Source organism: Paraburkholderia strydomiana, assembly GCF_031456815.1.
GTDB classification, from domain to species: domain Bacteria; phylum Pseudomonadota; class Gammaproteobacteria; order Burkholderiales; family Burkholderiaceae; genus Paraburkholderia; species Paraburkholderia caledonica.
Map to the genome: position 1 here is coordinate 1 of NZ_JAVDVL010000028.1, position 20695 is coordinate 20695.

Sequence of the window (20695 nt, forward strand, 5' to 3'; positions counted from 1 at the left end):
GTTCTTGCTCTTCTTGGTCACGTTTGTGTCGGTCATTGGACGTTATTTCCGTTATCGTCTCATGACCTCTTCACACGAAATATCTGACAGGCTCAACGAGGAACGGGGCTGTGTTCAGGTTTGCGTTCCTGCGGTCCGACCTGTCTCGCCATCACGTTGCAATCAACCTTAGCAACCCATCAGTTGCACAATGCTTCAAAGTGCCCGTCCTGGTATGCAGGCCTGTTGGTGTCCCGACTCCACTCAGGCACATTGATGCCGTTCGGTCCTGGAGGCCCTCGATCGTGCCCAATTGCCCGGAGGGAGAGCTGTGTTCACTCCATCTCGGCAAATCGGTCTAACAGTTACATGGTTCCGTTTCGGCTTGCCGGTCAATGGAATCTCCTGCGGAGCCGCATGTTGGGCCTTGACGAGCGACGAGTCCATTACGGTTGTTCTCAATCCCACGTCCTACCGGCTTTGCACTGTCCAGCTCGCGGCGCGATCTTAATCTGCATCGCCCGGATTGCGTTCGCACTTTCACCGCGGGGTGCCAAGTTGAGTCGCGCACGCATCGTCGCCTTAACGATCGCCGAGAACCGTTGCACTCAACTAGCATACCTGGCGTACTTCTGCGCTGCAGAACGCGGTACGCGGTACGCGGTACGCGGTACGCGGTACAAAATTCCATGAAAGAGAGATGCCGACAGGGAAAAATTAGATTGAACTTACAGGCCTTAACACGTGCGACGCGTGTCGCTGTGCGCGACGTAAGTCGGCAACTTAGTGGATGGCAAACAGCCCTTCTCTGCCTTCTCACATTCAGCTACCTTCCGGCCCCGGTGTACGACCAGTAGTTGCCTAGTCGAACGTGTACGACCGGTGACTCTCGTGACAACGTCCCCTCCTTATGGGCGACCCGTCCGAGCGATCGAAAACAAGGCGACACTGCCAGCAGCTGTGCAGACGTCCGCGATGCCGCGTAATTCTTCCCTAACCCTGACGGCTCACGATGTCTAACATGAAACCTCTCACGCGCATCGCAAGAAGTGCGCCGCGCGGCGCGGTTCCCTTCCACCCAACGTGAAGAGTGAACATGAACATCGATACCATCCGTCAGGTCGCCTTTGCGATGCCGCTGCACAATCCGGCCTATCCTCGGCCGCCATTCCGGTTCTGCAAGCGCGAATACTTAATCATCTCGTACGAGACCAACATGGACGCGCTGCGCGCCATCGTGCCGGAACCGCTGCGGCCTGTGAATGCGCTCGTCCATTACGAATTCATTCGTATGCCGGATTCGTCGGGCTTCGGCAATTACACGGAAAGCGGACAAGTGATTTCCGTGCGCGACATGGACGGACGCCCCGCGAGCTACACCCATTCGATGTACCTCGACGACGAAGGTCCGATCGCCGGCGGTCGTGAAATCTGGGGCTTTCCGAAGAAGCTCGCGCATCCGACGCTCGGTGTCGACGGCAACGACACGCTGCTCGGTACGCTCGACTACGGGACACAGCGTGTGGCGACAGGCACGATGGGCTACAAGCACCAGACACTCGATCTGGCAGCCGAGCGCGCGAAGCTGGCCGATAGGCCTAACTATTCGCTAAAGGTGATTCCGCATGTGGACGGCAGCGCGCGCGTCTGCGAACTCGTGCGCTTCTTCCTGCGCGACGTCACCGTGCTGGGCGCATGGAGCGGACCGGCAGCGTTAGAGCTGCACCCTCACGCGCTGGCGCCCGTCGCCGATCTGCCCGTGAAGCGCGTGGTCGGCGCCCGCCACGTCATTGCCGATCTCACGCTCGACATCGGCGAAGTGGCTTTCGACTACCTCGCGCAAAACACCGGACACACCCAGCACGGGCATACATCCGCGCTTCACGCCGTCTGATCTGTTCACCGAAAGTCATTATGTGTTTGCAGAACAACGTCGAGCTCGTGACGGGCGCAGCGAGCGGTATCGGTGAACAATGTGCGCGCATGTTATCGAATTTCGGCGCGTCCGTCGTCATTGCGGATCTGAGTCTGGAAAAGGCGCAGAGGGTCGCATCGAGCATCGTCGCGACTGGCGGCAAGGCGATCGCCGTGTCGATGGATGTGACGAACGAAGAATCCGTCAACGCAGGCATCGACCGCACCGTCAAAGAACTCGGCGGTATCGACGTGCTGGTATCCAACGCGGGCACCCAGATCGTCGCGCCGGTCGAAGCGTATTCGTTCGCCGATTGGAAAAAGATACTCGCCATTCATCTTGACGGCGCGTTCCTCACCTCGAAGGCCGCTATCCGACACATGTACGTCGGCAAGCGCGGCGGCTCGATCGTCTACATGGGCTCGGTGCACTCGCATGAGGCGTCGAGGCTCAAGTCGGCGTATGTCACGGCCAAGCACGGCTTGCTGGGTCTCGCCCGTGTCGTCGCGAAGGAAGACGGTGCGCGCGGGGTGCGCGCCAACGTCGTGTGTCCCGGTTTCGTGCGCACGCCGCTGGCGGACAAGCAGATCCCCGAGCAGGCGAAGGAACTCGGACTCTCCGAACAGGACGTGGTGAAGAACGTCATGCTGAAGGAAACCGTCGATGGCGAATTCAGGACGGTCGAAGATGCCGCGAACACCGTACCCTTTCTGGCCGGGTTCGAATCGTCGGCGCTGATGGGCCAGTCGATTATCGTCAGCCACGGCTGGGCGATGAACTAAGGGTGTCCCATGCGCAACCAACTCAAGGAAATCAGCCGGCCGCACGATGAGCTGGCGCTGCCGCGCTACGACGAGATCGCGCTTGTTCTGCAAGGCGGTGGCGCACTTGGCTCGTACCAGGCCGGCGTCGTCGAAAGCCTCGTCGAAGCGCGGATCGAGCCGAACTGGATTGCCGGTGTGTCGATCGGCGCGCTGAATACCGCGATCATCGCAGGCAATGCGCCGGAGCACCGCGTTCAGGCGCTGCATGGCTTGTGGAATGCGATCTGTAGGCCGCCAAACTGGCTCACGCATGCCGGCGCATGGACACTGCCGTATGCGGGCCTGAATGCGCTGGCGCGCAAGTGGGCGAGCAACTGCGCTACGGGACGCGCGGTGGCGGAAGGCCGGCCGGGCTTCTTCGTACCGCGCGTCCCGCCGCCGCTTGCGGGGTTCGACAGGCTCGATCCCGCCCGCGTCAGCTATTACGCTACCACGGCACTCAAGGCGATACTGCTGGAATACGCCAATTTCGACCGCATCAACGATGGCCCGATTCGCGTGTCCGTGGGCGCGGTAAATGTGCGCACCGGCAATCTGGTCTCCTTCGACAATATGGAGATCCACCTGGCTCCCGAGCATTTCATGGCCTTGGGCGCGTTGCCGCCGGGCTTTCCAGCCAACGAGATCGAGGGCGAATACTACTGGGACGGCGGTCTCGTATCGAATACGCCGCTTACCGAGATCGTCGCTGAGGCGGAGCACAAGGCTTCGCTGATCTTCCAGGTTGATCTGTGGAGTTCGCGCGGCAAGACCCCGCCAATTTCCTCGACATTGCGGAGCGCACCAAGGACATTCGGCACTCGAGCCGCACGCGCGCAATCACGGATCTGCTCGCCGGCAGGCAGCAGCATGCACGGCTTCTCAACGAGGTGCTCAGGCACGTGCCGGAAGGCGTCGCGAAGATCGATCCGATTTTTCGCATGGCCGAAGCGGCCGCGGACGGCAGCTCGATCAATGTCGCGCATCTGATCTACAAGGACACGCCATACGAAGGTAATTCGGAGGACTACGAGTTCTGCAGGGATACGATGCACGAGCACTGGCAGACCGGCCTCGACGATTGTCGCAGCTCACTTACGCATCGTGACTGGTTCGATATCCCTAGCCGCGAGCGTGGATTCGTGACGCACGACGTGCATAGGGTGGACAAGAAACCTCGTGCGAAAGGCGGACCCGCGTCGCGGCGGCCGATGCACGTGTGACGTTCCCGCACCCGTCGCCCAGATCGAGGGATCCGACGATCTTTTGACTATCAGCCGTGGACCATGGACCTGTAACGGCAATCCATGCGATTACAGCATCGGGAGACATGACCCCATGGATCGCATCGCGCCAAACTCGCCGGGGCAGGCGTTGACCGCCTGGGCGGCCATGCACGCGGCGTCGCCCGACCTGACGTCCTATGCAGGACATGTGTTCGCCCGCATCGCGCAAGGACTGATCGTGCCTTTGATCGTACGCATCATGCTGGCGAAAGCTGAGCCGCGAAAGTCGGAAATGGCGGCGGGTGTGGTGGCGTCGACCGTGCAGGTTGGCGCGGCATTGGGCACGGCGGCGATCGGTGGCGTCTTTTCAGCGCATCGAGCGGGTATCAGACGCGCGAAGGCTATGCGCATGCCTTCGCGCGTGGCCTGACCCATCAACGAGATTCTCATGGCGGTCTGCAGTGTTGGGCGTCGTCACGATTTAACAGCAATGGATTGCGCAACAGCAGCGCAACCGCGCATAGGGTTCAACAACGATGTCAGCTTTGCACAACCACTTCTCGCTATCTCCCGAAATTGCCTTGTTCATGGCGCTCGGGATCGGGTATTTCCTGGGGCAGCGAAAGATCTTGGGCTTCCAGTTGGGCGGCACCTGCGGTACCTTGCTTGCGGCCGTCTGCATCAGCCAGTTGGGCGTCACCGTCGATAGCGGCGTGACGTCCCTGATGCTGTGCCTGTTCATCTACACCATCGGCTACGAATCAGGGCCCCAGTTCTTCAACTCGTTCCACAGGAAGACCTTGCGGGAATTCGCGCTGGCCGTGTTCTTTGCGCTGTCCGCACTGGTCACCATTCTCGCGTGCGCGAAGCTTTTCGGCCTGAACAAAGGACTCGCCGCCGGTCTGGCAGCGGGAGCGCTGACCCAGTCGGGAATCGTCGGCACCGCTGGCGACGCAATTACGCGACTGGGCCTGCCACCCGACGAAGTGCGATTTCTTCAGTCGCAGGTTGCGATTGGCTTTGCAGTGACGTATATACCCGGCTTGCTGGGCGCTATCGTCGGTTGCGTCAACATCGTTCCGCGTTTCATGCGCACTTCTCTACGGGACGCGGCGCATGCCATTGAGCAGGCGTCCGGCAGCGGCCCGGGAAACCACGCGGACGGACGGTCGGCATTGGTGCCGCCCCTGGTTGGCCGCGCATACAAGGCCGGACAAGCGGCCGGCCTCACCGTGGCCGAAATCGAAAACGGCCTCATCAGCATCGAGCGGGTGCGGCGTGCGGATACTTTCATCGATATCCATGACAATCTGGTTCTCGATCAGGAGGACGTGATTCTCATCGTCGGGATGCGCGACTCGGTCCTCGCCGTAGCTCAGTCTCTCGGCACTGAGGTTGCAGAGCACCGCGACATGTCGGCGGAAATGCATTCCCGACAAGCGGTGTTTACCGGCGAAGGGAAGCATCGCATACGCATCATCGAAGGCAAGGCGACAATCGACGGGAAGTCTCGAAATGCCGTATTCATTCAGGCAGTGACCAGGGCAGGACGTCCATTGCCCGTATTCGCGAACACCGAATTGCAGCGCGGGGATGTCATCACGTTCTACGGTTCGCCCGAAAACACCTTGCGTGCGGCGGAGGCGGTAGGCCTCCATCTTCCGCATTCCGACAAGACCGACTTCGTCTACATGAGCTTGGGGCTCGTGGCGGGTCTGGTAGTGGGGAAGTTCGTCGTGTATATCGGTGGCTTTCCGCTCACGCTCGGTGCGGGCAGCGGCTGTCTGATCGCCGGTTTGCTCTTCGGTTGGCTACGCGCCAGACGCCCCATGTACGGCGCCATGCCGCCCGCCGCCGCGCAGGCGTTCAAGGACTTCGGTCTGTCCGCGTTCGTTGCCGCTGTCGGGCTGGATTCGGGCGTGCAGGCGCTTTTGACGGTGAAGGAAAGCGGCATGACGCTTTTGTTGCTGGGGGTCTTCGTTACGCTTTTCCCCATGATTCTGTCCATGCTGTTTGCCCGCTACATTCTCAGGTACCGCAACGCCGCGCTCCTCGCCGGCGCGCTGGCGGGCTCACGGGGCGCAAGTCCCGCATTCGGGCAAGTGATCGACAAGTCCGAGAGCCCGGTTGCCACCGTGCCTTTTGCTGTCACCTATGCGTTGGGATCCGTGCTGCTCGCGCTATTGGGTCCCGTCCTGATCGAGCTGGCCTGAACGAAGGTGCGAGGCGAACATTCGAACAATCCCGCCGCGGCACAATTCAATGGCGGTCGCTTCGCATCCTCACCTAAAATGTCGGTGAATAGATGACGCGTAGTACCTGACGTAGCGCGCGACGCGCTGGCGACCGGGCTGCATCCTCTCAAGCCGTGGAGGCATACGCGGAGCGGGACCCATCATGACGATCGCTCTCTGCCCCACTATGCGTACCGGTGTGAACGCGAGCAACCCGCCGCCTCCGCGCCCCGGATGGAATAAACTCCGCAAGACGATTCGTCCGCCGGGACCGTTTCCGATTGATGATGAGCCGCCCTCGGTCGACGCAAAGACCTCGGCGATGTGCTTGAGCAGCGCGCTGCCCGCGCCGCTTTCACGCTTTTGCCCGGTGAAGCCAATCTCAAGCATGAACGCGCGCACCTGCGGTTCATCGCGCAGCACGTCCATGAATCCCGACATGCCTTCGGGCTGATGGATCTCGGTTGATGGCTTGCCATTGAGGCGAACAGAAGCCGAATACGCCACCCGGCACGACGCGCTCGGGGCCGTCAGTGTCGATGTCGGCGGCGAACAGCATGCCTTCTCCGAATTCGGTGAAGTTAGTCATGGCGTCTCCCGCACAATGCGCTCGGTTCCGCAGACGCTCCCAATCCAAAGGTTTGGCGATGCGGTCGACCATCTCACAATGTAGTGCACGGCGTTCGGGCATTCGCTCGGCGCTGCCCGCGCGACCGCCCGCCCCGCTAAAGTTCTTGTCAGCCTTGCCGTTCAGGTGATTGCAGTACTTGCACAAATCAACAAGGTCGAAGCGGTCGTCGTGTTCGTGCCGATGATGGGCTATGTCGTGCAAAAGACAGGCTGGCCGAGCGTGTTCTGGATCATGGGCGCATTGGGTCTTGTGCTCGCCGTCGTGTGGTTGCAGGTGGTGCACCCGCCGCTCACCCATCCGCGCGTGAATGCCGCCGAACCCGGCTATCTGCACGAGGGCGACGCGAGCATCGGTGTCGACGCGAAGAAAGAAAACAGGGTACCAAAGGTCGATTACGGCCCGGTCCGCTTTTCTTGCGCAGCCGCCTGATGCTCGGCGTGGATCTGAGCCAGTATTGCCTGACTTCGTTTCAGTTTGATTACATAGTTCCAGATCTATCTGGCGCGAATGTGCTTCGGGTCAGCGCATGATGTGGTCAGCACGATCACGTATCTCTTTATCACCGGAAAAATTCCCTACATCCTCCGTTGCAGTAACTAGATCGTAGTACCCGCCTGCGCCTACATGGAATACACCTCCTGACTAGACAGGAACATCTATCGACGCATCGCCGCCTACGACGCGATCGTCTGGCGTTAAACCGGCTTTGAAAGCCAAAAATAATTCGCACCTAAATCAGCCTCCGCATGATTGCGTCCCGAAGCGATCAACCATTTCCCCGCATCGCCAAAGGAAGCATCATGGCCCTCACGCCCGAAATCATCGCCATCGTCGTCGCCGCAGGTCTCGTCTGTGGCTTTCTCAACGCTGTTGCGTCGTCTGGGTCGGCGGTCTCGCTGCCTGTTCTGATGTCGATCGGACTACACGCCGTCACGGCGAACGCGACCAATCGCGTGCCGGTACTCGTCGGCGCAATCGCGGCGACTGTCGGTCTCGCGCGCAGCGGCGCGATTCCGTGGCGGCGCGCGTTGATCGTCGCGACGCCGATCTCGCTCGGCGCGGCCATCGGCGCGCTGTTAAGCCAGCACATACCGGGTCACGACCTTCGACTGGTTGTCGTAGGGGCAATTGTCATCGCACTGGGTCTGATCCTCACCAACCTGAAACGGCTGCTGGACACGCCCGCCAGCGACCATGCGCGCATCGGCTGGAAACAGATCGTCCTGCTGTTTCTCGTAGGGATCTGGGCAGGTTTTCTGGTGCTTGATTCCGGTACCTATATGCTGCTCGTACTCGTGCTCGCGATCGGCCTGCCGCTCGTCGAAGCGAATGCCATCCGATGTTTCGCGACGCTCGCGGCGGCCGCTGTCGCGATGGCAATCTACGCGGATCATCAAAGCATCGACTGGACGGCGGGCGGCATCATGGCGCTTGGCAGCGTGATTGGCGGCCTGCTCGGCGCCCGGCTCGCCATTTCGCCGCAGGCCCGGCGCTGGATCGTGGGCTTGCTGGTCATGGTCATTGTCGGCGAAGTGGTTCATCTTTCGGCGGGCTACCTTGCAACTGCAAATTGGCTGGCGTAGGCTCGCTTACTGTCATATCTCCCTCGAGCAGTCCCATGAGCGCTTCTCTTCCAGAAACCGTCTCCATTATCAACTCGACTGCACCCGTCATGCAGCAGCATGGCGTCGCGATCACGACGCAGATGTATGAGCGCCTTTGTGTCGCCCCCAAATCCGCGCTTTTCGACAAGGTGGCGCAAAAATCCGGCGGGCAGTCGAAGCGGCTGGCGGGCGCGTTGCTCGACTTTGCCAGCAACGCGGACACCCTCGACGCGTTGAAGGCCGCAATCCAGCGCATCGCGCGCGCCATGTCGCGATGAACGTCAGGCCCGAACACTATCCCGCCGTTGCTGACGCGCTGTTGTCCGCGATCAAGGAGGTATTGGGCGGTGCGGTGGAAGAGCGCGTGCTGAATAGTGCGTGGGGCGAGCGTACCGGTTTCTCGCAGAAGTATTGAAAAGCCGCGAGAGCGGCATCGACGCACGCGGTGCGCGAGCCGCCGTGAGCCGCCGTTTTACGCCCGAATCGAGTCGCTCCTCGCGGGTCCATTCGGCATTGGGCCATTTTACTGCTTCCGAACTTCGGTGGAGACCGGCCCGTCCGGTTGCAGGCAAGCGATAACTACCTTGCTCCCTCCGTCCGGACATGGCGTCGGTGAATCACGGGACCCACTCCCGTCGCATGAATCCTCCCACCGTCAAGCCCATAATTGGTCATGTATTCCATCATCGTCTCCGCACGTGCCAGCGACAACGACTGGTTGACCGCATCCGGCCGAGATGGAATGGACACCGCTCTCCCTCCGTGCAGTTGCGCACCATTGAGGGCCCCCAGGACCGAACGGCATCAATGTGCCAGAGTGGAGTTGCGACACAACCACTGATGGAACGGACGCCTCAGATGAATGCTACGACATGCGGACTCGACATTGCAGAACGGGTTACAGACGCACTGGGTCGACGCTCAAACTGGCGAGATCGCGAATCTGAGGTTCGGACGTGACGATCTAATTACGTTAGTGGCACAGCGCCCCGCCGGTCGCGTCGCCCTCGATGCGTGCGGAAGTGCTCACTGGCGGTGCGGACTGCGGGATCAGAACGAGACTTGGCCAAGGCACGTCGGGCCGCCCTTCCGGTGAGGCGCGTGGAACGTCCCCGAATCTGCCGTCGCCGGTATATTGACGCTAAGTTAGATCAGCCTCGCCTGCGTTCAAGATCTCCTCGATAATGCCGAGGTGGTCGACACTTCGAGCGTGCGCGGCTGCACGCCCTTCGCGCGCGAGCCGGGAAACGGGCCATCGGCCGCGTCGACGAGCTGAAAAGGCACGCCGCGCACGGCGAGTTCGAAGGCTAGCGTCAACCCTGTCGGGCCAGCACCGACGATCAGAATGTCCGACATCCATGTACTCTTCCCTAGAAATCTTCGGGCGTGATGAATGCACTGTTTGTTCCCCAAACCGACAGGGCGCGATTGAAAAACCTTGCCTCGTTCCCAGTTACGGAAACGGGTTGAATGACATTTCCAAAATCCATAGCACGAACGTCCGGCCGTTACCGACGATCTTACCTGCCAGTCGAGGGGCTGTAGGTGGCGGGTTGCCGAAGATCAACGTTCGAGCGCCGCGCGTCGCCATGCGACCAAGGCGAGAACTTCCGGACGCGACCCACTCCTCAGACAACTTTCTCTGAACGGGCCACTTCGCCAGATCCAGATTTGGCAACTTCGACTGCCAGTAAGCGGCCGTTGGCGACCTCACCCGACCGGCCAGTAGCCGATGATTGTCACGGTCAAAAAGATATTGTCGACGAGCCGGTCCGTAAAAAGCTGCTTCGCTCCGTCGCTTTTCGTCCCAAGTGCCGCGCCGTTCGGGTCGCGGCCTATTTAACTGAGCTCGAGGTGCGGATGGGAAAAATGAGCAAGGCCGCAGCGAGGCCGAGCGATCCGCCGAGGAGCGTCTCCCAGGCTCGGGCCGCAAGCAAGCGGATTGAGTGCACACCACTTGCCGCGAGGGTGACGATTAGCGTGAAGGCGAATGCCCCACAGGCGATGTCGTAGCGCTCCGGCAATGCCATGGCATAGACGATCATCTCGAGCGCGGCTGCGGCCAATATCAGCAATGCCGCGTGTTCAGCAACGGGCAGGCAGGCTAGACCTATCGGAACGCCAATCAACGTACCGAGAATTCTGCGGTACACACGCCGTATCGTGACGATTGCCGACCCGGCGACGACGTATGTGCACGCGGTGATCGTCCAGGCGGACTCCTGGAGATGAATCAGGCCGTTCAGGAGACAGATGAGCAATGCGCCGCTAGCCGCTTGCAATCCCATAAAGGAACTCTGGCGAGCACCTCCCGGGCAACGGATCCGGTCCGACAGCGAGCACCGCAGCGATGACGAGCGGCTCCTCGGGACCGCTCAGCGCGCGTGGTACGACCAAGGCCTGACCGGCGATCAGCGCGGCAATCCAGATCGCCCGCAGATCGTCGGTCGATAAATCGGCGCTGTATGCGAGTAACTGCCGATATAGACTTGCGATCCGATGCCGGCAACCAGGACGCCGAATCGTTTGAGATATCCAACAAGAAACGGGCCCGTCACGAGAACCGATTCCCGCCCAGCCCAACCCATGAGCTGAAGCGGACTTGATAAAGCCACGAATAGAGCCGCACCAAACGCGGCGGCAAAGCTCGGCAGAACGAGATCGCGGCTTGATTCGGCTCGGGTCGTTTTGCCCTCGAAGACGCTCGCCCACAGAGCGAAGCCTCCAGCAAGATAACCCAGCGACACACTGCCGGGCACACTTCGGGCGATGTCCTGCACCGTCCCAAGCGCAGCCGCGATCCCGTACGCCGCCACGAGTCGCAGCCCTTGATCCGACGATGTGTGCCAGGATCAACCTGGTCCAGCCAACGGCCAAGTGCTGTGACGCGTTGCACCATCTTTTCGAGCGACTGTTTGGCCTGATCAGGCCAGCGTCGCGGGCTGTCATTCATGGGAACCTCCCTGACCTTTTCCGGCGCATTGGTGACGGCTGGATAAGAGGCATTCTACGTTCGAGCACCTAAAATCCTCAACGATTTGGACAGGACTCTTCGGCGCCACCGGCGACCCGGAGCGAAAGTCCGCTTCAGCGAATTGCGGTTGTCCGCTGCGGGTCCAGGTCGTGTAAAAACGCCGTGCGAACGCAATGAGGATTTCACGCGACCATCCGCAGGCGTCAACGGCCCAACTTTGATCCGTGGGACGGTTTTCTGCGCTTTGACGTCCTTGCGAGAGGAAGGAGTGCCTAGGCGCCGTTAGTGCCCGCCGGCGCGACCGCCGTGGTGCGAGCCTATTCTCAGGCTCGCATCTTTTGCATCATCGCTTGCGTGCCGAGGATCGTCATAACGCGCCTGAGGTTGTATGCGAGTACATGAAGGCTCATCTAGCTGCAGACATGCTCGCGTGTTTTCATGAGGAAGTGCGCGGCGCCCATCCAGAATTTCAGCGTGCCGAACGGGCGCTCGACGGTCTGACGGCGTACGCGCATCATTTCCGGCTTATGGTCGAGGCGTTGTTGCATCGCTTCGACGACGGCCTCACGTTCCCAGCGCTTCATCCGGCGAGCCTGCTTGCCTCGTGTGCATTGTTTTCTGATGGCGCAGGTAGAACAGGCCGATTTCGAATAGCAATGCAGCGTCATGCCATACTCGATGTTTGTCAAGCGCCAGTTGAGCAGCTGCTGGGCCGGGCAAAGATACTCGTCATCTTTGGCAATGTAGAAGAAATCCTGCTTGCCGAAATAACCATGAGCGTTCTTCCCCGAAGTCAATGGTTCAGAGACGAAGGTCGTAATGCTTGCCTCATGGCATTGCAGGACTTCTTCGCTTTTGAAGTAGCCCTTGTCGGCAACGACAGTCAGATCCTTGATGCCGGTAGCCGCGCGTGCTTGGCCGGCCATGTTCGTCAGTTGGCTGCGATGGTTGCCAACGTTGGTGACCGCGTGCGCGGCGATCAGAAGATGCGTGTCATCAACGGCCGTCTGAACGCTATAGCCAACCATTCCCGTTCCCCGACCGCTGGTAGCCATTGAGCGCGCGTCCGGATCGGTCACGGAAACCTGCCATCTCGCGACTCGCGCAATTGCTGCTCCATCGCCTTTACGTCCTGGATCTGCTGCCTGAGCTTGTTGATCTTGTCACCGAGGCGGCTGGTCTCCGCCTCAGCAACATCGGATTTGGCCTAGCACCATGAACTGGCGGCAGACATTGCGGATCGCCTTGCCGTTGCCGCGGCGGAAGTCGGCGATGGTCTTGAAGTCCAGCGAAAGACGGCCCGTTAGCCACGTAAGCTCGATATTGCGTTGGTTCTCACGTTCCAGACGCGGACTGGACTGAATCCGGTTCAGATAGCCGTACATATAGATCCATAGCAATACAGCTGGATGATACGACGCCCGCCCCGTTGCTGCAGGCGCGGTTCAGTCGAAGCCGAGATCATGGAGATCAAGCTCATCGGCAAAGACGTCGACTACGCGCACTGGATTGTCGTCGGAGACATAGACTTCGAGATGCTCGGGCAGCAGGACAGCCTGCTTACGGTCTTCGCCTTCAACGAATCGCTTCATGTGGCAGCCCGATCTGAACGAGTTACTTCAGTTTAGGCGATCAGCATGCGTTTTCACACAAGCTGGACCCACAAGGGACACTGGCCTCGACTCAGAGCGGCCTTTCAGACGGCTCTAGCGAACCGTTCGTTAGCGAAACACTTGCCGAAATTCCCAAAGCGACACTGGCAACACCGTATGCCCGGTCGCTCCAGACCTTCACGCGACGATGCGGCCGCTACGCGGAGTGCGATAAACGAGCCCGACAAGGAATGACGAGCACGTCGCGGTTGCTCTCATGGGTAAGATAGCGCTCACTCCAGGCTAATTCTGTCGTCCTACATTTTGCTTGTCTGAACGCGGTAAGCCGATCAGCCTTAACCAGTCCATCGGACCGCCAATCGCTCATGTTCGTGCTCGTGTTCGCGTTCATGTTCATATCTCAGTTCAAGGGAAACGACCATGCTTGCTCCGCAGAAACCGCTCCAGTCCCAGTTGAAACAGGCCGATCTCTTCAGCCCCATTTCTTCATCCCTGAAAGACAGCATTCTTGAGCCTTACAAGCAGGAGTGCGTGTATATCAAGGAAGCGTTCAGGGATGTCACCGAGGACAAGTCGCTCGTGACAATCGCCGAAGTCTGCGTTCCAGAGACGTTCTATGGATCCGAGACGGGTCACTTTAACGCCGTGGAGTCGCTTCTTTGTCTCAACCAACTCGCCTTTCTCACAATTGCTGACTTCATCGTCGATAACAAGCCTCACGAATTTCGCGAATCCATTAGGACTACATCTCTTCAAATATTTAAGGAACACGTTCTTTCTAGGACGTTTATCACGTCAGTCGGAATGCAGTACAAGCGTACGCTCGACGGCCAAAACGTCTTCATGCGCCTCGCATTCACCGCACTGAGGAAACGTGCTGGCATGGTGTTCCTAGCATCGGAATTCGCGTTCATCAACGGGGCCTCTACTTTTGAGGCACGGCCTGCATTTTTGGGCCACGCAACGTTCGCCATGCCAGACATGTGAGCGTTGCCGCTCGTGCGACACGGTAGACCAAGGAACATGGAGCATCCTGCAGGCTATCGTCGAGCCAGACGATGCTCGAAGCGGGATAGAAGCTGATAGCAGCAGCCCGCAGTTCGTCGGCCGGCTCAACCGCCGCCGCATGCGCCGTCGATGCCAATGCGGCCGCGTGGCGCCTTCCATGCCGGCCTCTACATCAAGGATGAGTGAAGGTGCGTCCGGGATCAGGTGCAGAACCCGTCGGTGGTGCTCTTCGAATGAAATCTTGCGCCAATCGGGCTATGCCTGGCATGCGGCGATTTTGGCTAACCCTTCGGTTCCCGGAGCGTCGATCAGATTGGTCAATATTGCATGGTCGGATCGGTCGATTGTCGATCATTCGGGTCGAGGTGTCGAGTGACGGTTTGGCGGCGGGTGCAACCGGTCGATGCAACGGTTTGATGAAATCGCTCGGCCGGCGTGTCAAAGTTTAGTGTTTTTCGGGGACGTTCGTTGAGCCGCCTGGCTACGACATTAAGACTCGTCTGTAAATAGGCGGAGAGATCGGTGCCTTTAGGGAAGTACTGCCTCAGAAGCCCATTCGTGTTTTCGTTCAAGTCGCGTCGCCAGGGATGCTGTGGATCGCAGAAATGGACCTTGATGTCGGTAGCCACGGTAAAGCGGTTGTGATCGGCCATTTCCGAGCCCCTGTCCCAGGTCAGCGATTTATAAAGTTCCCGAGGTAACTTGCTGGCGTGTCGTAACAGCGCGTTGACCACAGCCTCACAATCCTTGCTGGCTACTTTTACCAGCATCACGAATCGACTTTGACGTTCGACGAGAGTTGCAATCTGGCTGGTAGCGTTGCCATACAGCAAGTCACCTTCCCAGTGCCCGGGGTATTGCGCGATCCTCCACCGTAGGGGGGCGTTCGCTGATCGATACAGCGTCGCGAATGTTCGTGCGGTCTTCATAGCTCATCCAGTGCTTGAACGTTCCGAAGACATGTTCTACCGTTCGCCTGCGTATCTTCATTGCGTCTGGCGCTTTGTCCAACCGACGTTAAACGCTTTCCAGCACAGCCTCATGTTCCCAGCGGGTAATCCGCCGATAAGAACTTAGTGTGCATTTTGATTTCATTGGGCACTGCGGGCACGCACTGCTCAGTAGCGACGCAGCTGGATTCCGTGATTCCCTCCAGTGAAGCGGTAAATTGCACGCTGACCGGCGGCACAGTTGTATTTTTCGTCCCGGGCAATGTAGACGAAGTCTGACCGATCGAACCGACCATGATGTTTAGCGCTTGATGTCGCCGGTTTCGACCGCATTACGCCGATCCCGGCATCCGGGCACTCCTTGATCCGAGTTCCGGTGCAGTAGCCACAATCGGCGACTGTCCGCGGCCTTGCCTTGCCCATGGCTTCGCGCGCAGTTTTTGTCATGGGGCTAAGCTGTGCCCGGTCACTGCCAGAGTTGTTGACCCCGTGAGGCACGATGAAATGATGTTTGGCGTCAACAGCCACCTGCACGTTGTAGCCCACCATTCCCGAGCACTTGCCGCTCGTCGCCACGGGGCGCGCGTCGGGATCAGTCATCGAGAGTTGGCCATCAGGCTGCGTCTTGAGTTGCTCCTTGATCTGATCGAGGTTCCGCATCTGCTCGCGTAAGCGCGCGATCTTGTCTTGCAATCGAGTCGTCTTCGCTTCGAGCTCAGCGGGTTGCGTACGATCGGCAGTCTCCAGCGCGTTCAGATACCGCTGGATGCTCTCCTCGATCTACTTCTGGCGCTTTTCGATCTTACCCTCGGTGAAGTTGCGATCCCGCGTATTGACTGCCTTGAACTTGCTGCCGTCAATGGCGACTGGCGCTTGCGAGAACAGCTTCAGCTCACGGCAGAGCATTATGAACCGGCGACACACACGTTGCGAATGCCGACGCCGTTGTCACGACGAAAGTCGGCTATGGTCTCGAAGTCTGGAGACAGTCGGCCCGTAAGCCACATCAACTCAACATTGCGTTGGCATTCGCGTTCCAGGCGACGGCTCGATTGAACCCGGTTCAGGTAGCCGTAGATATAGATCTTCAGCAGTACTGCTGGATGATAGGACGGGCGTCCTGTAGTCGACGGCATTGCTCCATTGAAGCCCAGTGATGCGAGGTCAAGCTCTTCTACAAACGCGTCGATAATCCTGACCGGGTTGTCCTCTGCGACGAAGTCATCAAGGCAACTCTGGAAGCAGCGTCACCTGCTTGCGATTTTGACCTTCTATGTATCGCTTCATCCGGTCACCCATGCTGAATGAGTTAATCCAGTTTAGGCGATCGGCCCGTTTTCACACAAAGTCGACCCTTAGCCGCCGTTGGGATCGACGGGAGGTAATGCTGGTTTTCAAGGCGCAGCGGCCGTCCGAGAGCAGGGGCGGCCCGCCTGGTTAATCGCCGGCGGAGTGCCAGACGTCCGAATGGGCTCCGTCGCATTAGCGCGGGGGAGTGAAATTCGAGGCTGAGGAAAACGCTGCGGCCGCACGATGAAGAGAACACTGACGCCACGAACTACGCTTAGTCCGGGCATCGCCAAGGTTCTGAAGCGGCTGCTCTTTCCACTTGAAGTGATGATGCTGTGCGTGCGGTGGTACGTGGCCCACTCGCCGAGTCTTCGCAATCATGAGGAAATGCTGGCTGAGCGCGACATTGACGTCGCTCATTCGACAGTACATCGCTGGGTCATTAAGTTGGTGCGGCTGTTTGAAAAGACGTTTCGCAAGCACAAGCGTCCGGTCGGCAAGAGCTGGCGGGTGGATGAAATCTATATCAAGTCAAGGGCTCGTGGAACTATCTTTACCGCGCAATGGATAAGGCCGGCAACACTATTGACTTTCTGTTCAGAGCCAAGCGGGACAAGGCCGCTGCACGGCGCTTATTCGAAAAGGCAATCGGTAAGAACGGTTCCCCGAGACGGTGACCATCGACAACAGCGGCTCCAATCTGGCCGCGCTTAACGCGGTGAATGCCGAGCGCGAGATGTCCATCAAGGTTTGTCAGATCAAGTATTTGAATAACATCGCGGAGCAGGATCATCCGGCCATCAAACGCCGAACCCGACCGATGCTCGGATTCAAGAATTTCAAGTGCGCGCGCGTCATTCTGAGTGGCATCGAATTAATGCACATGATCAAGAAACGACAGGTGCAATGTTCTGGCAACAACCCGCGGTCTGCCGCCCAGCAATTTTACTCGTTGATTTCATAAGGTATCCTTCGCATATCGCCTTTGTTTGTTCCGCTTGTAATCGACTGGATTGCCGTTACAGGTTCACGGTCCGCAGCTGACAGTTAAAAGATCGTCGGATCCTTTGACCTAGACGACGGGTGCGTGAATCACAGGTGGATCGGCCCGCCGCGACACGCGTCCGCCTTTTCCACGTTGTTTCCCCTTCTCCCTATCCGCATCGTGCGTGATGAATCCACGCTCGCGGCTAGAGGTATCGAACCAGTCGCGATGAGCAAGTGGGTTGCGACCATCGTCTAGGCCGGTCTGCCAGTGCTCGCACATCGTATCCGTGCTGAACTCGTAGTCGTTCGAGTTACCTTCGTATGGCTTGTTCGTCTTGATCAGATGCACTACATTGATCGAGGTGCCTTCCGCGGCGCTTCGTCGATGCGATAAAATCGGAGCTGTCTTCGCGACACTTCCGGCACGTGTCTGACCACGTCCTTGAGAAGCCATTGCGTGCTTCTGCCCGTCGGCGAGCGGATCGGTAATTGCGCGCGTGCGGCTCAAGTACCGGATGTCCTTGGTGCGCTCCGCAATGTCGAGGAAATCGGCGAGGGCTTGCCGCGCGAACTCACAGATCGACCGGGAAGAGCTTCGCAAAGGCGGACTACCGGATCGTGTCGATGTTGATGTTGATGTTAACTCTTCATTCGCGTGGAAGAGAACCGCGCGGCGGGGCGCCCCTTCTTGCGGTGCGCGTGAGAGGCCTTTCATGTTGGACATCTTGAGCCGCCAGGGGTATGGTTAGCGCGATCGCAGTTGGACGAACCAGTCGCATGAAAGACACTCCTTTTCAGTTATTTAAGGGTGTGCGAAAGGACCCGGAACGCGGCGTCAGTTCGGCTGAACTCCGGTTTCGAAGACGCTGGATCTTTCAGTGCCGGCCCGGCGCAATGATTCGATCGCCGTGGATCCAGCGGCATCGGGGCGAGACCCATGGGATTTAACTGATAGATTCGCGGGTCCATCGGCGTCACGTCGCCAATAATCGGACGAAACGGCATATGGGAGAGCAAGTCTCGTTCGATGTCGATTCCCGGCGCCACCTCAATCAGTTGGAGGCCCTCGGGCTGGAGCTTGAAAACGCATCGCTCGGTCACGTACAGCACAGACTGCCCCCTTGCCGCGGCAAGCGGTCCGTTAAACGTAATCTGCTCAACGGCTTTGACAAATTTGCTCGTTCGCCCTTCGGCTACGATTTGCAGTACGCCACCTTCGACACAACTGGCTCCTCCGTCTGCGGTGAACGTCCCGGCAAACACGAGCTGGCGTGCATTCTGGCTAATGTTGATAAACCCGCCAGCGCCGGCAAGGTGAGAACCGAACCGGCTGACATTGACGTTGCCCGCGCGGTCCACTTGAGCCATGCCTAGGCACGCGAGGTCCAAACCACCGCCATCATAGAAGTCAATTTGCTGATTTTGATGGAGCAATGCCTGCGCATTGATGCCCGCGCCAAAATCGAGGCCGCCCTGGAGTAGGCCGCCCACCACACCGGATTCCGCAGTCAGGGTTAAGTCATCCAGTATGCGCTCCTCCGCTGCGACTGCCGCCACTGTCTCGGGCATGCCGATTCCGAGATTGATCACGCCGCCCCGGGGTAACTCGAGCGCACAGCGCCGCGCGATGAGCTTTCGCTCATTGAGGGGAAGGGCGGGTATCGCGTCGATAGGAACGCGGATCTCGCCTGAGTAGGCCGGACTGTAATCGGTGGCATAGGTCTGCCAATGGGTAGCCCCGGGCGCTACCACAACGCAATCGACCAACATGCCCGGAACCACCACGCGTCTCGCATCGAGGGAGCCGCTCGACGCGATTCTTTCTACCTGGGCAATGACCAGGCCGTTTGAATTCCTTGCTGCCATAGCGGCAGCCTGGGCGTCGAGTAGCAAAGCCTCTCGCTCCATTGTGATGTTGCCCTCGGGATCGGCAGTAGTGCCGCGAATGAGGGCGACGTCGATTTTGAAGGCCTTGTAGAAAAGCCATTCCTCGCTCCCGATCTGCATTAAATACACGAGATCCTCCTTCGTCCGTGCGTTGATCTTCCCACCGTCTTGCCGGGGATCGACGAAGGTACCAAGACCGACTTTGGTAAGCGTGCCTGCTTTGTGAGCGGCCGAGTCGCGATAGAGATGCGAGATCGTGCCCAGCGGAAGGTTATAGGCCTCAATCTGGTTGTCCATCGCCAATTTCGCGAGCTTGGGAACGAGCGACCAATGGCCTCCGATTGCACGACGGATCAGTCCATTGCGGGCGATCCTGTTCAGTCCGCGTTCCTTGCCATCGCCGCACGCGGCGGCAAAGACGAGCGTCAGGTCGCGCGGCCCGTCTGTTGAGACGTAACGTCGCTCCAGCGCCGCGATCAGTTCCTCGGGCGTGCCCGTTCCGACGAAGCCTGAGCAGCTCACCACGTCGCCGTTGCGAATCAGTGCAACAGCCTCTTCAGCAGTTCTGATTTTGTTTTTCATGGTAAGGTTTCATTTGCCTTTAGCGATCAATGCAGGGCATGCCCAACTGCCTCAAATCGGAAACATGGGTCGAAGGTCGTTCAGATCGACGGGTTTTGGCCCCATGCTCGGCGATCGGACTGATTCGATGGTCAGCCAGGGGCCATGATGGACAATGAACTTTTGAAGCAAGCGTCGAACGCCGCGAAACTTCGCTTGACGCGTCCGCTGATCAGTTCCTGGCGACTTGCTTTTGTCCGTTTTTTCTGCCACTTGCCCCACGTCGAATTGGCGAGCGCGACCGCAAACCCCTCCTCTCGGGACAGGGCGGTCTGCATTGCGGCGAACGCCAGTATCAAAGCGACATGCTTGAAACGCGATGCGGCGAGTGCGGCGCCTCTCTAACTTCTCGTCCGGTGGCGATTTAGGGCCATTTGTACCTTCAGGCTGCGGATGTTCCATTCTTCAAGACCTCGGTTGTCTTCGCAGCTGATTGTTGCCCTGGACAATGAGTTGAGAGTTAAGCCGATCGTTTGACAGGATTCCCTGTCGAAGCGGTTGACAAGCGCTCGATGATGCGCATCTGCGAAGGGTCGGAATCCCCAGCGGCGCCCTCTCTGTGACGGTTCTTTGAGAATGTCGAGTGTTCCGGTACGGCGTCTTCCAGACCCAGGCGGCAGAACCACCGGTATGCGAGGTTCAGATGCACGTCTTCGCATAGCCGTCGCTCGGATCGGATGCCAAAGCAGTAACCCACGATCAACATGCGCATCATGAGCTCCGGGTCAATCGATGGACGACCCATTGGGCTGTAGAACGGCGCGAGGTGCTGACGCAGATCTCGCAGATCAAGGAAGCGATCGATGCCTCGCAACAGGTGCGATTGCGGGACGTGGTTGTCGAGGTTGAACCAGTAGAAGAGCTTGTCCTGTCCGCTGTCCAGTCGAATGAAATGAACGCGTCCCACCCAGAAAACAGGATCAGGAGATGTGGCTGGTTACAGGCCAACAGCGCGAATGTGTTCGGGAGGAAA

At 59.0% G+C, this 20695-nt stretch carries 17 protein-coding genes and 7 pseudogenes; 13 read left to right on the forward strand and 11 right to left on the reverse strand.

The features are described from left to right. The first annotated feature begins 1075 nt into the window (after nt 1-1075). The 6 genes and pseudogenes from J2W46_RS33620 to aspT all read left to right on the forward strand — a co-directional run bounded on the left by J2W46_RS33620 (nt 1076) and on the right by aspT (nt 6136). Entirely contained in the window at nt 1076-1873 is a 798-nt protein-coding gene (locus J2W46_RS33620) for an acetoacetate decarboxylase (protein ID WP_310360227.1), read from the forward strand. A gap of 20 nt (nt 1874-1893) precedes the next feature. After that, entirely contained in the window at nt 1894-2676 is a 783-nt protein-coding gene (locus tag J2W46_RS33625) for a 3-hydroxybutyrate dehydrogenase (protein WP_310360229.1), read from the forward strand. Nucleotides 2677-2685: 9 nt separating this feature from the next. Beyond that, nucleotides 2686-3339 (forward strand): annotated as a pseudogene (locus J2W46_RS33630) (patatin-like phospholipase family protein); the annotation flags it as partial. Nucleotides 3340-3449: 110 nt separating this feature from the next. Then, a complete protein-coding gene (locus J2W46_RS33635; RefSeq protein ID WP_310360231.1) occupies nt 3450-3920 on the forward strand; it encodes a DUF3734 domain-containing protein in 471 nt (156 codons plus the stop codon). A gap of 115 nt (nt 3921-4035) precedes the next feature. Beyond that, nucleotides 4036-4353 carry an MFS transporter gene (locus tag J2W46_RS33640; protein WP_310360234.1) on the forward strand — a complete coding sequence of 106 codons (318 nt, stop codon included), beginning with the start codon at nt 4036-4038 and terminating at the stop codon, nt 4351-4353. Nucleotides 4354-4459: 106 nt separating this feature from the next. Continuing rightward, nucleotides 4460-6136 carry an aspartate-alanine antiporter gene (aspT, locus tag J2W46_RS33645; protein ID WP_310360236.1) on the forward strand — a complete coding sequence of 559 codons (1677 nt, stop codon included), beginning with the start codon at nt 4460-4462 and terminating at the stop codon, nt 6134-6136. Nucleotides 6137-6205: 69 nt separating this feature from the next. On the opposite strand, the gene J2W46_RS33650 is transcribed toward aspT, so the two are convergent. Together J2W46_RS33650 and J2W46_RS33655 are read right to left on the reverse strand one after the other, a co-directional pair. Next, the gene (locus J2W46_RS33650) at nt 6206-6586 is read right to left on the reverse strand and encodes a hypothetical protein (protein WP_310360238.1); all 381 of its coding nucleotides are present in this window, start codon (nt 6584-6586) and stop codon (nt 6206-6208) included. Continuing rightward, on the reverse strand, nt 6567-6746 hold the full coding sequence (locus J2W46_RS33655) for a hypothetical protein (RefSeq protein ID WP_310360240.1): 180 nt from the start codon (nt 6744-6746) through the stop codon (nt 6567-6569). The genes J2W46_RS33650 and J2W46_RS33655 overlap by 20 nt, the downstream gene beginning before the upstream one ends. Before the next feature lie 165 nt (nt 6747-6911). Here J2W46_RS33655 and J2W46_RS33660 point away from each other — a divergent pair, with 165 nt between their 5' ends. The 5 genes and pseudogenes from J2W46_RS33660 to J2W46_RS34595 form a co-directional block, all read left to right on the forward strand. Then, nucleotides 6912-7217, forward strand: coding sequence for a hypothetical protein (locus J2W46_RS33660; protein WP_310360242.1), 306 nt, complete (start codon nt 6912-6914; stop codon nt 7215-7217). A gap of 371 nt (nt 7218-7588) precedes the next feature. Then, complete coding sequence (locus J2W46_RS33665) at nt 7589-8371, forward strand: sulfite exporter TauE/SafE family protein (protein ID WP_310360243.1); 783 nt, start codon at nt 7589-7591, stop codon at nt 8369-8371. 35 nt (nt 8372-8406) lie between these two features. After that, the gene (locus J2W46_RS33670) at nt 8407-8670 is read left to right on the forward strand and encodes a globin family protein (protein WP_310360244.1); all 264 of its coding nucleotides are present in this window, start codon (nt 8407-8409) and stop codon (nt 8668-8670) included. Further along, entirely contained in the window at nt 8667-8807 is a 141-nt protein-coding gene (locus J2W46_RS33675; protein ID WP_310360246.1) for a globin family protein, read from the forward strand. Before J2W46_RS33670 ends, J2W46_RS33675 begins: the two co-directional genes overlap by 4 nt. Nucleotides 8808-9250: 443 nt before the next feature. Then, nucleotides 9251-9425 (forward strand): annotated as a pseudogene (locus J2W46_RS34595) (IS110 family transposase); the annotation flags it as partial. 134 nt (nt 9426-9559) lie between these two features. On the opposite strand, the gene J2W46_RS33680 reads toward J2W46_RS34595, so the two are convergent. The 3 genes and pseudogenes from J2W46_RS33680 to J2W46_RS33690 all read right to left on the reverse strand — a co-directional run bounded on the left by J2W46_RS33680 (nt 9560) and on the right by J2W46_RS33690 (nt 12958). Then, entirely contained in the window at nt 9560-9748 is a 189-nt protein-coding gene (locus J2W46_RS33680) for an FAD-dependent monooxygenase (protein ID WP_310360249.1), read from the reverse strand. Between the two features lie 479 nt (nt 9749-10227). Then, the gene (locus J2W46_RS33685; protein WP_310360252.1) at nt 10228-10680 is read right to left on the reverse strand and encodes an FUSC family protein; all 453 of its coding nucleotides are present in this window, start codon (nt 10678-10680) and stop codon (nt 10228-10230) included. 1009 nt (nt 10681-11689) lie between these two features. Next, nucleotides 11690-12958, reverse strand: a pseudogene (locus tag J2W46_RS33690) (transposase). A 441-nt stretch (nt 12959-13399) separates the two neighbouring features. Between J2W46_RS33690 and J2W46_RS33695 the strand changes: the two are divergent. Further along, nucleotides 13400-13966: an FcoT family thioesterase gene (locus J2W46_RS33695; protein WP_310360255.1), complete on the forward strand. Its 567-nt coding sequence runs from the start codon at nt 13400-13402 to the stop codon at nt 13964-13966. A gap of 416 nt (nt 13967-14382) precedes the next feature. Here the strand turns inward: J2W46_RS33695 and J2W46_RS33700 are convergent. Together J2W46_RS33700 and J2W46_RS33705 are read right to left on the reverse strand one after the other, a co-directional pair. Then, nucleotides 14383-14899, reverse strand: a pseudogene (locus J2W46_RS33700) (IS30 family transposase); the annotation flags it as partial. A 21-nt stretch (nt 14900-14920) separates the two neighbouring features. Then, nucleotides 14921-16224: pseudogene (locus J2W46_RS33705) on the reverse strand (IS1182 family transposase); the annotation flags it as partial. A gap of 246 nt (nt 16225-16470) precedes the next feature. Between J2W46_RS33705 and J2W46_RS33710 the strand changes: the two are divergent. Next, nucleotides 16471-17191: pseudogene (locus J2W46_RS33710) on the forward strand (IS6 family transposase). 108 nt (nt 17192-17299) lie between these two features. Here the strand turns inward: J2W46_RS33710 and J2W46_RS33715 are convergent. The 4 genes and pseudogenes from J2W46_RS33715 to J2W46_RS33730 all read right to left on the reverse strand — a co-directional run. Further along, nucleotides 17300-17938 (reverse strand): DUF3734 domain-containing protein, encoded by a 639-nt coding sequence (locus J2W46_RS33715; RefSeq protein WP_310360258.1) that lies wholly within the window; start codon nt 17936-17938, stop codon nt 17300-17302. A 74-nt stretch (nt 17939-18012) separates the two neighbouring features. Next, nucleotides 18013-19683, reverse strand: coding sequence for an acyl CoA:acetate/3-ketoacid CoA transferase (locus J2W46_RS33720; protein WP_310360261.1), 1671 nt, complete (start codon nt 19681-19683; stop codon nt 18013-18015). Between the two features lie 131 nt (nt 19684-19814). Beyond that, entirely contained in the window at nt 19815-20000 is a 186-nt protein-coding gene (locus tag J2W46_RS33725; RefSeq protein ID WP_310360264.1) for a hypothetical protein, read from the reverse strand. 254 nt (nt 20001-20254) lie between these two features. Then, nucleotides 20255-20611 (reverse strand): annotated as a pseudogene (locus tag J2W46_RS33730) (transposase); the annotation flags it as partial. Nucleotides 20612-20695: the final 84 nt, after the last annotated feature.